Source organism: Paenibacillus contaminans (assembly GCF_003285015.1).
GTDB classification, from domain to species: Bacteria; Bacillota; Bacilli; order Paenibacillales; family NBRC-103111; genus Paenibacillus_V; species Paenibacillus_V contaminans.
The window spans coordinates 25241-41212 of record NZ_QMFB01000024.1 but is presented as its reverse complement, the minus strand read 5'-3'; the positions used below and the strand labels follow the sequence as shown (position 1 = coordinate 41212).

8 protein-coding genes are annotated in these 15972 nt (G+C 53.5%); 3 read left to right on the top strand and 5 right to left on the bottom strand.

What is annotated here, in order from left to right; translation table 11 throughout:
* Positions 1 to 945: 945 nt before the first annotated feature.
* Positions 946 to 1161: a hypothetical protein gene (locus DQG23_RS30275; protein ID WP_113034781.1), complete on the top strand. Its 216-nt coding sequence runs from the start codon at positions 946 to 948 to the stop codon at positions 1159 to 1161.
* A gap of 546 nt (positions 1162 to 1707) precedes the next feature.
* Entirely contained in the window at positions 1708 to 2877 is a 1170-nt protein-coding gene (locus DQG23_RS30270) for a response regulator (protein ID WP_158560770.1), read from the top strand.
* 51 nt (positions 2878 to 2928) lie between these two features.
* Here the strand turns inward: DQG23_RS30270 and DQG23_RS30265 are convergent, their stop codons facing one another.
* Genes DQG23_RS30265 through DQG23_RS43500 form a run of 3 tightly spaced genes read right to left on the bottom strand, consistent with a single transcriptional unit; the run spans position 2929 to position 8735 of the window.
* A complete protein-coding gene (locus DQG23_RS30265; protein ID WP_113034779.1) occupies positions 2929 to 4557 on the bottom strand; it encodes an RCC1 domain-containing protein in 1629 nt (542 codons plus the stop codon).
* Positions 4558 to 4579: 22 nt separating this feature from the next.
* A complete protein-coding gene (locus DQG23_RS30260; RefSeq protein WP_113034778.1) occupies positions 4580 to 6409 on the bottom strand; it encodes a glycosyltransferase in 1830 nt (609 codons plus the stop codon).
* Positions 6410 to 6425: 16 nt separating this feature from the next.
* Positions 6426 to 8735 carry a BclA C-terminal domain-containing protein gene (locus tag DQG23_RS43500; RefSeq protein ID WP_113034777.1) on the bottom strand — a complete coding sequence of 770 codons (2310 nt, stop codon included), beginning with the start codon at positions 8733 to 8735 and terminating at the stop codon, positions 6426 to 6428.
* A 297-nt stretch (positions 8736 to 9032) separates the two neighbouring features.
* On the opposite strand from DQG23_RS43500, the gene secF reads away from it, so the two are divergent.
* Positions 9033 to 12602 (top strand): protein translocase subunit SecF, encoded by a 3570-nt coding sequence (gene secF, locus DQG23_RS30250; RefSeq protein ID WP_113034776.1) that lies wholly within the window; start codon positions 9033 to 9035, stop codon positions 12600 to 12602.
* Between the two features lie 146 nt (positions 12603 to 12748).
* Here secF and DQG23_RS30245 read toward each other — a convergent pair whose 3' ends face one another.
* Both DQG23_RS30245 and glmS read right to left on the bottom strand, forming a co-directional pair.
* On the bottom strand, positions 12749 to 13225 hold the full coding sequence (locus DQG23_RS30245; RefSeq protein WP_113034775.1) for an NUDIX hydrolase: 477 nt from the start codon (positions 13223 to 13225) through the stop codon (positions 12749 to 12751).
* Positions 13226 to 13687: 462 nt separating this feature from the next.
* A complete protein-coding gene (gene glmS / locus DQG23_RS30240) occupies positions 13688 to 15517 on the bottom strand; it encodes a glutamine--fructose-6-phosphate transaminase (isomerizing) (RefSeq protein ID WP_113034774.1) in 1830 nt (609 codons plus the stop codon).
* Positions 15518 to 15972: the final 455 nt, after the last annotated feature.

Below are 15972 nucleotides of genomic sequence, written 5' to 3'. Positions count from 1 at the left end.
GGCAGCTTTGTCAGGAGGGAAAACAGACCATAAATTAAAAAGAAGCTTTCAAACCCACTGCCAAGAGGAGCGGAGATGTAAGCTTCTTTTTCTGCATAACCAATATCTTGACCGCATCAATTGCAAGGTTTGGATGCTACTGCGCCTCGTAAGAACCATCGGTTTGTGGACGGCACTTTCATGACATGTTTGGGCAGCAAACCTTAGTTCATATGCGGTCAAGGTACTATTACGCCATCAAGTCTAACGAATTGATGACCTGTTTACGAAAACAAAACCCGGATATCGTAATGGTTATGCACGAACCGTTATCAGTTTGAAATAGTGAAGTTTGCCTCACGAACTTTCCCTCATTATGAGGGTCGCTATCCTTCGCACGATCTAATGTTACATCTTTAAAATCTATAGGATAAGCGTTGAAATGCCACTAGCCTCTCGCAACGCTTTCCCGTGCGAACACTAGCAATCTTTTGTTCACTATGATGACATTGCATAACATTGGGTAAATCCGCCTCGATGTTCGTCGAATCCGCCGGCGGCCGAATACCGGAAGCCTCGTCACGGAACGATAGCTATCGGCCAGCTCATGTTTTTTTCGAATTCATGATGACGTAAGCCGTTAGAAATGAGATTTGTAGAGAGATAACCATACATATAACGACTAGCAGACCTTGATCGCCAGCAGGGTCCATTACCATCGAGAGCACATAAAAAGCCGCTATCGTAATAAAAACAATGCCCAGAAAAAACACAACCATTCTAAGCATTCTTTCATTTCTTGCCCGATTCCGAGACATCGAATCCCCCCATCAGTCACCTTGGCGCACTAATCTATTTTCATTATAACTCCCTTCATTGTTTTTTTTAGGTTTATTTCACAAATTAATGATTAAAGCCCTATTTTGTGGTATAAGAAAAACAACAATACTTTAGAGGAGGGTAAAAATGACAGACAAAGATACTACCGAACAAAACGAAACTCCCGCTCCTACCGAACCGTTCAACAGCGCGGTTGACCACTACCAAAAAATTATGGGAATGCCTTCAAGTAAAGCAGACCTGAAAACATTCCCCAAGTTTATTAAATATTTTTACTATTTTGTCATTACATTTGTGATCATCGCTTTCCTTCTCATGATCTTGATTCCGATATTTAAATAATGCAGCACCCTCACTCCTCGCTATCCCCCGACAAGCTCACTTTCCAGCCACTCATAAGCCAGCTTTCGGATCGGACGCGGAAATTGATGGCCGTAGCTGCCGATCAGCCCATGAAATGATCCCGGGCGCCTTCCGTTCATCCCAATATTCGCGAGCATGCTCCGATGCGGTCAGCACAACGCAATAATGCATAGGATGCCGCACCCGTACGAACGGCTGCAATAATTCCCCTAGCTGCAAGTCTCATTTTGCCCCAACCGTCCCTTTATCAGGATATCCCCGCTTCCCCCCATTGTAAGTAACCGCCTATACCTCGTCAATCGGGCGGTAGCGGCGGCTCCATCTCAAAATAATAATTGCCCCCAAACAGGCTGGTTTGTTAAAATAATTTGCGGAGTTGCATTCCCTGCCAAGCAGTCTCTACAACAAGATATCTTTAAGCAGCTCTCTATTCGCGATCCCGAGCAATTCTTTCACAAAGTTTCTTGCTTCATCTGGAGCAAACCGACTACACTCATTTTAGACATGCTGGAGGGAGCATCCGATATGAAAGCCGTCATCGTGGACGACGAGATTCCGTCTCAGGACATATTGAAATATATCTTAGAGAAAGATGGCCGTTTGCAGGTGGCCGGTACATACGCCAGTCCGCACGCCGCCTTGCGTGCTCTCCCTGTCATTCGGCCGGATGTTGTTTTTATCGACGTTCAAATGCCGATGATGAGCGGTTTAGAAATGGCAAGTAAAGTAAACGGTATCAATGAACATATTCATATCGTGTTTGTCACCGGCCACCAAACCTATGCCCTACAAGCATTCGAGCTGGGCGTGTTGGATTACGTTCTGAAACCGGTCACCCCTATACAGTTGAACCGGGCAATAGAACGACTGCTCAAGAGAAAGAGTCAGCAACCCGTTGAGCATGGCGCACATTCCGCCGAATCAAAAACTCCCTCCTCCCCGCCCTTATCTGCTCCCTCTAGCGCGCGTATTCGTTGCCTTGGCGGTTTCGAAGTAACCGGACCAGGTGCGGAAGCCCAGCCTATCAAATGGCGCACATCCAAAACCGAGGAATTGATGGCTTACCTTTATTTAAAACGAAGTAAACGTGTCACCAAATGGGAGCTATTCGACAATATTTGGCCGAACGTTTCTCAAGAGCAAGCGCATTCCCATCTGCACACTACCCTTTATAAAGTACGCCGGTCGCTTAAAGAAGCGGACATCGCCGGAACGATCGATTATGCAAACAACTGCTACGAGGTGCACCTTGCGTCCATTTTATCCGATGCGGAGAGCTTCGAACGCTTTGTTCATAACGAGGCTCCGGTGAACGGCAATAACGCCGAGCAATATGAGCGTATGCTCGCCTCCCATCAAGGCGAATTGTTCGAAGGCTACGATTACGTCTGGTGCGAATCTGCGCGGGAGTATTACCGGGATCTGTATGTCAAAGCATCCAGACAACTGGCTTTGCACTGGATTGAGCAAGGAAGCTACGAACCGGCCATCGCCGTGCTTCGGCGTTCGCTGGACAAATTCTACTTGGACGAGGACTCTCATGAGCTTATGCTGCGAACCTACTTTCTGCGCAAGGACCGGATATCCCTGGTCAAACACTACCAGAGCTTTCATGCCATGCTGCAAACGGAGCTGGGGCTTCTCCCCAAAGAATCGACCAGCCAAATGTACGCGGATATGCTCGAGAGTCTTTAACGTCAAAAACCCCCGGACCATGACGGTTCCGGAGGTTTTGCAGGCAATATGCTAAAGCGTGGTCAGCTGTATGGATGCCCGTTGCGAGAGCTTGCCTGAAGTATCCCTCGACTGGATTTCCACGGTGTAGGAAGCTCCGGACTGCAGGCCGCGCAGGACGTACTCCGGCAAACCGCTTGTCCCGGCCAGTTCGCCGTCTACATAAATTTCATAAGCGGCGATGCCGGCATCGTCGATCGCTCCCGTCCAAGACAATTGCGCCATTGACTTAGATACGCCTACAAGGGAAATCTCTACAGGCGCAGTCGGGTTTTCCGAATCGGCGGCTTCTGGGGAGATCGCCAGCACCTTTACAGGCGCCGTAACGGACTGTTCCGTCCCGTTGCCGAGCTGTCCGCCGGCATTGGAGCCCCAGGTATAGACGACGCCTCTTTCACTAACGGCTCCGCCGTTGTAGAAACCTGCACCGATCGACCGGACGCCGTCAAGTCCTCCGATACGCTCAGGGGAAAAGCGGTCAGCCGTATGTCCGGCGCCAAGTTGGCCTAGCCGGTTCGCTCCCCAGCCCCATAATTGGCCGTCGCCCGTTGCCGCAAAGCTGTAAAACATACCGGCGGCGATATTGGAAATGCCCTGCAATCCCGGGACCTCCGCAGGGTGCAGCCTGTCCGTCATTGTGCCGTCTCCCAGCTGGCCTTGGCCGTTTCCGCCCCAAGCCGTTACCGTGCCGTCTGTCATGACAGCCAGCGCATGATCGGAGCCTGCGGCTATTTGCTTCGCAGCGCCGAGTACCGGAGCCGGCTTGACTTTGCCGCTTTTTGTCCCGTCCCCAAGTTGACCGGAGCTGTTGTCGCCCCAGCTCCACACGGTACCGTCCTCGCCAAGCGCCAGCGTGTAATAGCCTGCCGCCGCAACCTGCTTAATTCCTTCCAAGCCTTCTACCTGCACCGGAACGCTCCGCTTCACGGCATCGTCCGCGCCGAGCTGACCCTTGTTGTTTAAGCCCCAGCTCCAAACCGTACCGTCTTTCTTCAGCGCCACCGTATGCGCAATTCCGCTTGCCATGCCTGCCACGTCTTGCAAGACCGGAACGGGAACCGCGCTGCCTGTCACGGTATCGGCGCCCAATTCGCCCAGACTGTTGCTGCCCCACGCCCATAACGTGCCGTCAGCCGTCAAAGCCAGCGAATAAAACGCTCCCGCGGAAACCGCCGTGGCCTGCTGAAGTCCCGGCACCTGCACGGGAGCTTTTCTGCGGCTATTCGTTCCGTCGCCGAGCTGTCCGTTTCCGTTCTCTCCCCAGCTCCATACTTGTCCAAGCTTATCGATGGCAAGCGCGTGATTTTGGCCGAACGCCATTATCCCGTATACGGTGTCGGGCGCAATGCCCTCGGACGCGCCATCCCCGTAAACCTGCCCGGTGACGGAGCTCGATTCGCCCGGATTGCCGGTAATGGGCAAGGATACCGCCGGCGGAACTTCTTCTGCGCCGTACGTATCTCCCGTCACCGTTGCGGGCTCTCCCGGCGCCGCCGTATCTTGCAAGATCGGCTCGTTCGGCAAACCGGCCGGCACGGCAGGCGATGATGTTACGTCATCCGGCTTCGGCACCGCGTTGGCCGGCGATACCGCCGATGCCAGCAATGCGGCCAAGCCGGCTGCAACCGTTATTTTATTCATTGAAACAGCAAGCTCCTCCTCGTCACGTCGACAAACGTGTCAATAAATACTCCCGATTTCCCTTCACCCGGGTATCGTCGGGAATGAACGCAGCCGCTTGCTCATTATGTCCGTAAGCCAGCTCGTATTGGCCAAGCCTGTCGTAGCATACGCACAGCTGCAAATGCGGCAGCCATGTCCAGCAAACGTGCTGAAGGATCGCGTGGCTGTCCGCAGGCGGCGTCAACCCGGCGGCAAGCTTGTACCACCATACAGCGTCCGCGTAGTTGCCCTCGCTGAGATAGAACATCCCAAGACGACAGCAATTTTCCGCGCGCGGCAGCGCATAGGAGAACGATTGCAGCGCTTTTTGCTTCGCCCTCAGCATATCCTTCAGCTCACGGTAGCATTCCGCCGCTCGCCCGCAGGCGGAAATCTTGTCCTCGACCCAGCCTTCGTTCCCCGCCAAAAAGCATTCGTATTGCTCGGCCGCGCGTTCCCACTGCCCATGCTCGAACAGTTCATTGGCAAAATAAAATTGATCCCTCGGCGTAAACAATTCTCCGGCTGCAAATCTCCGCTCGTAAATTTGCAAATTACGCGAGCTGTTCGTATGTTGACGGTCGTGCGTCACGCAGACATCGGAGTGGAGGAACTTCCCGTATACGTCCAGATATTCATGAACAATGCCAACCCATCTAAAGCCGCAGCTCCGTCTAACAAGACGGTTTCGACGCAAGCTCGCCGTGACGTTGCCGTATTCGTCCCGCGCCAGATTATACGTCATCGAGACGGCGTCGGTTTGCCAGGGCAGCGCAGATACGAGAGTGCGAAATTTAAGCCGGTCCTCCGGCAGCAAAATATCGTCCGCGTCGAGCCAAAGAATATACTCTTGCGTCGCCAACTCGAATGCCCGGTTTCGCGCTTTCGCAAAATCGTCCTCCCAGACGAAATCGTAAATTGCTGCATCGAATTGACGCGCGATCGCTTTCGTTCGATCCGTCGAGCCCGTATCCAAGATGACGATCTCGTCCACCAAGTCGCATACGCTGGACAGGCAGCGCGCCAACGTCTGTTCCTCGTTCTTGACAATCATGCAGAGGCTGACCGTGATATCCCGCTTCCAGTTCGACAGCGCTGCCGTTACGTCTTCGCCCCATTTCTCCATCGCTGTCCGGCGATTGGCTTCCAGCTGGCGGGCCAACCGCCCAGGATCTTCGGGAAAGAGCGGAAGCGGCGGCGAATACCGCACAAAGCAATCCAGCGCCACATACAAGCCGAAACCGGCCAGGAGCGCACGGTAGCACAAGTCGTCATCCTCGTAGGTTTCCAGAACGAACCGTTCATCGAAGCCGCCCAACTGCCGGAAGGCTTCCTTATCGGCTAGCAGCAAAATATTGAGCAGGCGGGCGACCGGCATCGCTGACTGCTGCTTCCCCAGCAGCAGCGGACGCATCGCACGGTCTACCGCAAGCATCGCCTCTGAGGGAACTTCCGACGCATTCTGAATTCCGCTTACGCCGTGAGTCATAGGCCCGACCAGCGCAGCTTCCGGATGAGCATCCATGCAGTCCGATAACGCATCGAGCCAGCCTTCTGAAACCTGAATGTGGTCCCTGATGAAGGCAATACGGTCTCCCGCCGCTGCGGCGAATCCGCGGTTATAGCCTGCGGCCACGCCTTCCCGCTGCTCCAAGGCAACGATCCGGCAAACGGGAGCTCCGGGCTGCGAAAGCAGCCCGTTAATCTCCGGCAAACCTCCATCATTCACCACAATCAGCTCGTAAGGGCGTTTCGTATGCTTTCCGATCGCCGCCAGGCAGCTCTCCAATTGCTTCGCATGCTGGGCCAGTACGACTATGCTAATGTTCATCGCCTATCTACTCCTGTTATTCTTTCAACAATACGATGTTGAGCGAAGCTCCGTCACCGGTTAGCAGTGTAGCAGCTCCAATCAATCCATAAAATTCCAGCGATAAAGTATCTCCGGCGGCAAGACTGACGATCATCGTATTGGTAAAGCTCGATCTGGTTAAGATCGGCGGAATATCACTGTCAGGCAATCCGGCAGTGCCATTCACTGTAATTCTTACTCCCACAAACATCGGCGCAGTTAAGTTGACATCATATTGTAGCAAATAGATACCGGATTTATTGACGGTGAACTCCGTGTTCGAACCATCTACCGTAACTCCGGACGTTTGTTGGCTATTCGGCAGCGGGATTTTCGTGCCGAATGGTACTACCGCTATAACAGCACCCGTAGTATTCGAGGCATAGCCGTGATTGCCCGTCGTGCCTTCTCCCGGTGCTCCGGTCGCTCCCGTTACCCCAGTCTCGCCGGTTGCTCCGGTTGCCCCAGTCGTTCCCGTTGCTCCGGTTGCTCCCGTTACCCCAGTCTCGCCGGTTGCCCCAGTTGCTCCCGTTACCCCAGTCTCGCCGGTTACCCCGGTCGTTCCCGTCGCTCCTGTCGCTCCCGTTGCACCGGTCTCGCCAGTTGCCCCAGTTGCTCCAGTTACCCCAGTCTCGCCGGTTGCCCCAGTCGTTCCCGTCGCTCCAGTCGCTCCCGTTGCACCAGTCTCGCCGGTTGCCCCGGTCGTTCCCGTTGCTCCAGTTGCTCCCGTTGCACCAGTCTCGCCGGTTGCCCCGGTCGTTCCCGTTGCTCCTGTCGCTCCCGTTGCACCGGTCTCGCCAGTTGCTCCAGTTGCTCCCGTTATCCCAGTTTCGCCGGTTGCTCCAGTTGCTCCAGTTGCTCCAGTTGCTCCAGTCTCGCCGGTTGCTGCGGTCGTTCCGGTCGCTCCGGTCGCTCCGGCTGCTCCGGTTGCACCAGTCTCGCCGGTTGCCCCGGTCGTTCCAGTTGCCCCTGTCGTTCCCGTTGCTCCGGTCTCGCCAGTTGCTCCAGTTGCTCCGGTTGCTCCGGTCGTTCCGGTCGCTCCGGTCGATCCAGTTGCTCCGGTCGATCCAGTCTCGCCGGTTGCTCCGGTCGTTCCGGTTGCTCCGGTCGCTCCAGTTGCTCCGGTCGCTCCGGTCGCTCCAGTCTCGCCGGTTGCTCCGGTCGTTCCGGTTGCTCCAGTGCCGCCAGTTGCTCCGGTCGCTCCGGTTGTTCCAGTGCCGCCGGTTACCCCTGTCGAACCGGTTGTACCTGTAGCGCCAGTTGCGCCCGTTGCACCGTCATGGCCGCTATTTCCTGTCATACCGGTCGCGCCTGTTGCTCCAACCGACCCTGTCGCTCCGGTTGCTCCCGTCGCTCCTACCGGTCCTGTTGCGCCTGTAACGCCCTTCGGCAACAGCTTCTTCAGCAGCTCCTCAGGCTTGATCAGCGCTTCCGTTACCTGCACCATGCCCGCTTTTTGACCGTCATGTATAATCGTAACAGGTTGTCCGGCCGCGAGCGCGGAACGGTCCATCGGCTCGCTGGAGCCCGCCGTGAACACCATCGTATCGGCCGCCCATGCGTAAGACTGCACATTGCCATTTGTCAGCACCGTGATCCCGTTATCGTTCGATTCCACCACAGTACCGTACGCTACGCTTCTCGAAACTTTTGCCGTTTTCACCAAATAAGGAAGCGTGCGAGTCAAAATAGCCGTCATCTCGGCACGCGTCAACTTGTCCTTCGGCTTGAACAGGTTGCCCGTCGTGCCTTCGACGATGCCCAAGCTGGCAGCTACGTTCACATAGCCGAGATAATCAGAAGAAATGTTTTCCCCGTCCGTGAAGAACGAAGCTTCCTTGGACATCGCTTCGGCGTCGCGCTGCGCTTGGATCGCCCGTATCACGATTTGCGTCACCCATTCGCGGGACGATTGGGTCTGCCCCCAGAGCATATTGCCTTCGGATACGATCTCGTCGCTATCGATCAATCCGAGCTTCAATCCCAGATTCACATAAGGCTTGGCCCAGTCGTCAGCAGATAGCGAGTCGTCAGTCGTCCCCAAGTTTCCTTCTTCGCCGAGCAAGCGTACCATCATCGCCATCGCTTCTTGCTTGCTTACCATATCCAGAGGATTGAATTTAGTATCCGTCTTGCCTTTAATGACTTCCATTAACGACATTTGGGTAATATGCCTTTGCGCCCATGGGACCGTTTTAATGTCCTCAAAAAATCCGTCTGCGGCTTGTACAGCCTGAGCCGACATGTTTAGCAGCATTACGATGCTCATTCCTGACACGAGTATCCGGCTTTTCTTCTTCTTCATCGCTTCTTCTCCTTATCGTTTCCGCATTTTTCGACAATTTCTGTCCGTTTACCGCCATGAACTGCATAAACCGCGCCGATTGTTCTTCCGTTCCCCCGCTTTCGTCATAATTTGCTATTAATCACCAACTAGTTCATTTTAACTACATGCTCTGGACATTCACTGAACATCCGAATCTTCCTTATAACGCCGCATTGTCCAGTAAATGTCCAGAATCATCGCCTATACTTTTTTAGTAGAATAGGAGAAAATGCGTATAAACATTAAAATGTAACGATCTTCCAATGAGGTGTTAGATTGCTGAACTACAAAAGAATCGCCGCGTTTTTAATCAGCGTAATTTTGACATTGTTCGTCATTGCTGCGACCAGCGGCAATATTTTGCAACAAATGCGATTGGGACTTGACCTGAAAGGCGGATTCGAGGTGCTTTACGAAGCGTCCCCTTCAACGGACGGTATGGAAGTGACCCGCGAAGCGCTGATGCAAACGGCAAAAAGCCTGGAGCATCGCGTCAATGCGCTCGGAACGAGCGAGCCCGAAATTTGGACGGAAGGCAGTCGCTATATCCGTGTAAGGCTCGCCGGCGTCGAGGATGAGCGCAACGTCCGCGAGCTGCTGAAGAAACCAGCGGAGCTGACCATTCGCGGGCCCGACGGTACAATCGAGCTGTACGGACGGGACTTTGTCGAAGGAGCTGCCGCCGTCGTTTACGATAAGGCTCAGCGCCCTATGATCCGCGTCGAGGTGAAAGAAAAAGAAAAGCTTAGAAAGCTGTCGGAAAGGCTCCTTCATCAACCGATTTCCATCTATTTGGATGAAACATTGCTTACCGAGCCTACCATTAACGCCGTTATGACCGACGGCATCTCGACCATTTACGGAAACTATATGCCCGAACAAGCCAAAGAGCTGGCCGATAACATCAATCTGGGTGCGCTTCCGCTCAAGCTGACAGAGAAATATGCCCAATCCGTCGGCGCATCGCTGGGCCAGCATTCTTTAAAAGAAACGGCGCTTGCCGGTCTCACCGGTTCTATTCTCATTCTGATATTCATGCTTGTCTTGTATCGGATGGCCGGAGTCGTCGCCAGCATTACGCTGATTACGTATACCTGGCTGCTTCTGCTTGTAATGAACGGGTTAAACGCGACGTTGACGCTGCCCGGGATTGCGGCAATCGTGCTCGGAATCGGCATGGCGGTTGACGCCAACATCATCACCTATGCCAGGTTCAAAGAAGAAGCGGCCAAAGAGCCGGATTTGCTCAAAGCGCTGAAAGCCAGCTCCAGCCATTCTTTCCGCACGATCATGGACGCGAATGTAACGACTGCGCTGGCGGCTATCGTTTTGTTTCAAGTGGGCACCGGCGCTATACGCGGCTTCGCATTGACTTTACTCGTCAGTATAGCGCTTAGCTTTCTGACGAATGTGTATATGTCGCAGTGGCTGCTGAAAACGTTAATGCAAACCCGTCTATTTCGCCGCCCTTCGGCGTTTGCAGCCGGAATAACGAAACAGGAACCATTCGTTAAGGACAAGACTTCTGCTCGCGGATTCGATTTCGCCGGAAAGCGCAAGCTTTTCTACGCGATCTCCATAGCTTTGACGATCGTCGGCATCGCCAGCTTGGCTGTCCAAGGTTTACATCTGGGAGTAGATTTCAAAGCGGGGACGACGCTCGACATTACGCTGGGACAAAGCATCGATAAACAGCGCGCCGAGCAAATCGTGCGGGATGCCGGCTTCCGGCCGTCCACGGTCACGATCGGAGGAGATGGACAGAATCGGGTGTCTTTACGTTTCGAAACGATCCTCGATCCCAACCTTGGCGAAGGAGACCAAGTCGTAGCTGCATTTGCCGCCGTATACGGAAACCAGATCGAACGGGAAGAAAACACCGTCGATCCCGGTATTGCGCGGGATCTTGCCTTCAAAGCCGTTATCGCGGTAGCGGTAGCCAGCGCAGGGATTCTGCTGTATTTGGCATTCCGTTTCCAATGGTCTTTCGCTTTGGCGGCCATTGTTGCACTACTTCATGATGCCTTTATCGTCGTCAGTACTTTTTCTCTCTTTCGGATCGAGGTCAACTTGACTTTTATTGCGGCCTTGCTTACGATCATCGGTTATTCGATCAACGATACCGTCGTCACATTCGATAGAATTCGTGAAAATGTGAAACGGGAGCGGCCCGTTTCGACGGAGCAATACGCAAGCATCGTGAACGCAAGCATCATGCAGACGCTAGGACGATCGGTTAATACTGTAGTTGCCGTCCTATTCCCCAGCGTCGCCTTGCTGTTCTGGGGCAGCGAGTCCATCCGCGTTTTTTCGCTGGCTATGACGATCGGACTGATTGCAGGCATGTACTCTTCGATCTTTATCGCCAGCCAAATCTGGTTATCTATTCGCATCAAACTTGGGAACAAACCGGAGACCCGGTCCGAGCGCCCGCGCAATCCCCGGTTTGCCGAGATAGAACCGATCGAAGATGTGAGTGGAGCAGAAACGATGCTCACAAGCATTGTGATTATTACCTACAATAAACTCGATTACACGAAATCGTGCATCGAGAGCATCCGTAAGCATACCGCTCCCGATTCCTACGAAATGATCGTCGTCGATAACCATTCCAGCGACGAAACGGTTTCTTGGCTGCGGGAACAATCCGATATCGTCGTCATATACAACGACTTTAATGCCGGGTTTCCTGCTGCGTGCAATCAGGGGATCGGAATCGCGAAGGGCGACGCTATCCTGCTGCTGAATAACGACACCGTAGTCACGGCCCGCTGGCTGGAAAATATGCTAATCGCGCTTCACAGCGATCCGCAAATCGGCGCCGTAGGAACCGTCACCAACAGCTGCTCGTACTATCAAACCATCCCGGCTATGTACAAAAATATGGAAGGCATGCAGCTTTTCGCCGAAGCATTTAACCGGTCAAATCCGATTCTTTGGGAGGAACGGCTGAAGCTGGTCGGTTACAATATGCTGATTAAGCGCCATATTCTCGAGGAAATCGGCGAATTGGACGAGCGATTTACGCCGGGCAATTGCGAGGATGACGACCTTAGCTATCGGATCAGAAGAGCCGGCTACCGTTTGCTGCTATGCAAGGATACATTTATCCATCACTACGGGAGCGTCTCATTCGGAGAGCGGGCGGTCGAATTTAATAAGTTGATTAGCTCCAATCGGCAAAAATTCATGGACAAATGGGGGTTTCACCCGGATCGCGCCACGGAAATACGCAGCGATTTGGTTGATCGAATACCCGGCACAGCCGGCGATGCAGCTCCCCATGTTCTCGAAATCGGATGCGGACTTGGCGGTACCCTGTTAAAGATCAAGGATAAGTTTCCGGAAGCGGTCCTGTACGGCGCAGATGCTAACGGGAATGCCGCTGAAGGCGCATCGCTAGTTTGCTCCGCCCCTGCTTATACGGGAACGGCCGAGCAGGCATTGGAGCTTCATTCTCCCGCTTCGCTTGATGTAGTGATTCTGCATAACACATTTCACAGTTTGCACAATCCGATTTCGGCACTGCACAGATGCCGGGAGACGCTACGGGAAGGCGGGGTGCTACTGGCGGTCGTACCAAATATTTTTCAGCCGTCCACCCTGTTCAGGCTTCTGGACAATTCCATCCAAAGAGACGAGTTGCTCGGCATGGCCTCCCCGGAAATCCGCGATTGGTTAAGTAAAGCCGGCTTCGAGAATATCGAGGTGACAGGCATCTACAATTCGGCGACCACGGAGGACCGCCAATTCATGGAAGCCGTCGCTTCCTTGCGGGGAACCGAAGCTCCCGTGAACTATAACTTCAGGGAGTTCGTGGTGCGCGCTGTCCGCTCGCATGCATAAGCCGACATTCGGCTAGCGCGAACATGCTGAAGGAGAGATAAGCAACTAACAAAAAAAGGGCGTATAAGCGCACAGCTTATTCGCCCTTTTTTCGCCTTTATCCTGATGGTGTAAACCGCCGATCCTTTTAGCGGAACCATTCAAGGTCAGCATTCATTGTGTAATCTGGACAATAAGTTATATTCCGGACTTACTTCACAAGCTTCATACGGAACAAAATGCTTTGCTTTCATAGCATCAAGCGTACGAGACTTTTGCTGCGGACGCGTTATGTATTGGCCAATGTTCGAATCGTCTAGCAGGATATACCTCGCTTCTAAAATCTCCTTCGGTTGAATTTTTATATCGCCGCCGATATACACTGCCTTAAACACTACTGCTAAAACATGCCGAGTCGCATTATAATACACGCCTGTTATGCCGATGGGACGGATTAAAATCCCTGTCTCCTCAAAAAACTCCCTTCGAACAGCCTCATCTAACGGTTCCCCGATCTCGACGTTCCCTCCCGGCATTTCCCATGTATCCGATCGCAAATGAGTTCTTAGTAACAAGACTTCGTCTTTTTCGTTTTTCACCAAAGCTGAGACCGCAATTATATGTTTTGGATGTTCATACCCCACTCGTCATCACCACCTAAGTATGATAATCCGAATATACCATTTTATTTCTTTTAAGCAGCTAATAGCATGCTTATAAATTCATGATAAGCGCCCGTTATTTCAAATAAAAAAGTGAAGCAGCTGCCGCAGCACGCCACCCCACTCTATCGGGCAGGAAAAGGATCAGGCTACAAGAACAGAAATAGTCTGGGTAAAGCCTGAACTTAGCCCCACTCCAACGCCTTAGAAGCCTTGAAACGCCTGATAAAGCCTCTGAGATACATCCGAGAATAACCCTGCTTTCTCCTGTCTTCCCCCAGATCTCCCGCCCCTGCCCCAAAAAGAAAAGCCGAGCAAATGTCAGGAAATAATCCTGGATCTGCTCGACTCTGATACGACTTTTAATTGCTCAATACGAATTTAATTTGCGGTCAAATGACTTTGTTTGCGTGCAACGCCTGCTGCTACAAAACCCAACCCCCACTACTCCACCGTCACGCTCTTCGCCAAGTTCCTCGGCTTGTCGACGTCGTTGCCGCGTGCCAGCGAGGCGTAGTAAGCGAGCAGTTGCAGCGGGATAACGGATAACGCCGGCGTCAGCAGCGGAAGCGTGCGCGGGATGGCGAACACTTCGTCGACCGCTTTCTCGAGCTCATGGTCGCCTTCGTTGGCGAGACCGAGGACGTGCGCGCCGCGCGCCTTCACTTCCTTGATGTTGCTTACCGTCTTCTCGAACAACGCATCCTGCGTCGCCAATGCGATGACGGGGATGCCTTCCTCGATCAGCGCCAGAGTGCCGTGCTTCAACTCTCCGGCCGCATAGGCCTCGGAGTGGATATACGAAATCTCCTTCAGCTTCAAGGAGCCTTCCATAGCTACCGCATAATCTAAACCGCGGCCGATGAAGAACAGATTGTCATGGCCCGCGATGTCCTCGGCGATCCGCTTGATCGCATCTTTTTCCTGCAAAATGGCCTCAACTTGCTCCGGCAGCGCCTGAAGCGCAGCGATCGTTTGCGCGATTTCCGCCGCTTCCATCGTGCCCAGCGTTTGCGCCAGGTGCAGGCCAAACAGGTAAAACGCGATCAACTGCGACGTATACGCCTTCGTGGAGGCGACGGCGATTTCCGGCCCCGCCCACGTGACGATCACATCGTCCGCTTCCCGGGCGACGGAGCTGCCGACCACGTTCGTAATCGCCACGACGCGCGCGCCGCATCGTTTCGCTTCACGCAGCGCCGCCAGCGTATCGGCCGTCTCGCCGGATTGGCTGACGACGATTGCGAGCGTATCGCTCGTAATAATCGGTGACCGGTACCGGTATTCCGACGCGACATCGATTTCGACCGGAATACGCGCCAGCTTCTCGATGACCGACTTGCCGATCAAGCCTGCATGGAATGCCGTGCCGCAGGCGACGATATGAACGTTGCGAATGCCGCGAATTTGCTCAGCCGACATCCCGACTTCCTTCAGCTCGACACGGTCGCCGGTTTGCGAAATACGGCTGCCCATCGTATCGCGGTAAGCCTTCGGCTGCTCGTGAATCTCTTTAAGCATAAAATGGTCGAAGCCGGCCTTCTCCGCCGTCACAATATCCCAGTCCACATGGAACATCTCGCGGGAAATAAAGTTCCCCTCGATCGTCATCAGCTCGACGCCGTCCTGCGTCAACGCCGCCATTTCGCCGTCGTTCAGGATGTACACGTTGCGCGTGTGCTCCAAAATCGCCGGAATATCCGAGCCGATGAAATTCTCATCCTGCCCTACCCCGATAATAAGCGGGCTGGCCAGCCTCACGGCGACAAGCTTATCCGGCTCATACTCGGTCAGAACGCCAAGCGCAAAAGCGCCGCTCATCCGCTTGACGGCCTTCTGGACCGCCTTCACGATGTCGCCTTCGTACAAGCTTGCAATCAAGTGCGAGATAACCTCGGTGTCCGTTTCCGAGACGAACTGCACCCCTTGCGCAATCAGCTCTTCTTTTAAAGCGATATAATTTTCAATAATGCCGTTGTGCACGACAGAAAATTTCTGCGAATTATCCGTATGCGGATGCGAATTGACGTCCGACGGCTTGCCGTGCGTCGCCCAGCGCGTATGTCCGATCCCGATCGTTCCGCGCAGCGGGTCCCCGCTCAATTGCGACTCGAGCACGGCGAGGCGTCCCTTCGCCTTCTTCACCTCAAGTCCGTTCGCCGTATGAACGGCAATGCCTGCGGAATCGTATCCGCGATATTCGAGCTTTTTCAGCCCATCGATCAAAATGTCCTGGGAATCCCGTTTACCTACATAACCAACAATACCGCACATTCGTGATTACCTCCGATATATTCGTCCGCGACGATTTTCAAGGATCAGCAGATAAAAGGCAATAGCAAACCAAGGGCATCCCATGCCCTTTTTTTGAAATGTCGGCAACGTATATCCTTCGCCGGTATTCCATTTCTCCGGTATACGCACTCGTCCTTAGCTTACGCTTAAGAAGCCGTTTCAACTTGAAAACTAGTAGCTTCACCAATCCATAAGCTATAATTTCCAAAGTCAAACAAAGCCGCTCCAAACGGCAATACGCTATACGATTGCTGCTACGCTCTATGCATGCTGTTTCATCACATGTTGGGATCTTGTCCGACCGGTCGCCCGGTTTTTTGCCCCCCAACTTACGGCACTGATGGTGTACCGGAAGGTCCCCGCCGAATAACTTCGAACACCTTCACCTCGTCAGCTCAAGCCGTTTCCGTCCCGCTCGAGCTCTGGCGCTTGCA

Bases quoted from the DNA above. Each gene is read 5' to 3' on its own strand.
- DQG23_RS30275 (WP_113034781.1), top strand. From the start codon at position 946: ATGACAGACAAAGATACTACCGAACAAAACGAAACTCCCGCTCCTACC.
- DQG23_RS30270 (WP_158560770.1), top strand. From the start codon at position 1,708: ATGAAAGCCGTCATCGTGGACGACGAGATTCCGTCTCAGGACATATTG.
- DQG23_RS30265 (WP_113034779.1), bottom strand. From the start codon at position 4,557: ATGAATAAAATAACGGTTGCAGCCGGCTTGGCCGCATTGCTGGCATCG.
- DQG23_RS30260 (WP_113034778.1), bottom strand. From the start codon at position 6,409: ATGAACATTAGCATAGTCGTACTGGCCCAGCATGCGAAGCAATTGGAG.
- DQG23_RS43500 (WP_113034777.1), bottom strand. From the start codon at position 8,735: ATGAAGAAGAAGAAAAGCCGGATACTCGTGTCAGGAATGAGCATCGTA.
- glmS (WP_113034774.1), bottom strand. From the start codon at position 15,517: ATGTGCGGTATTGTTGGTTATGTAGGTAAACGGGATTCCCAGGACATT.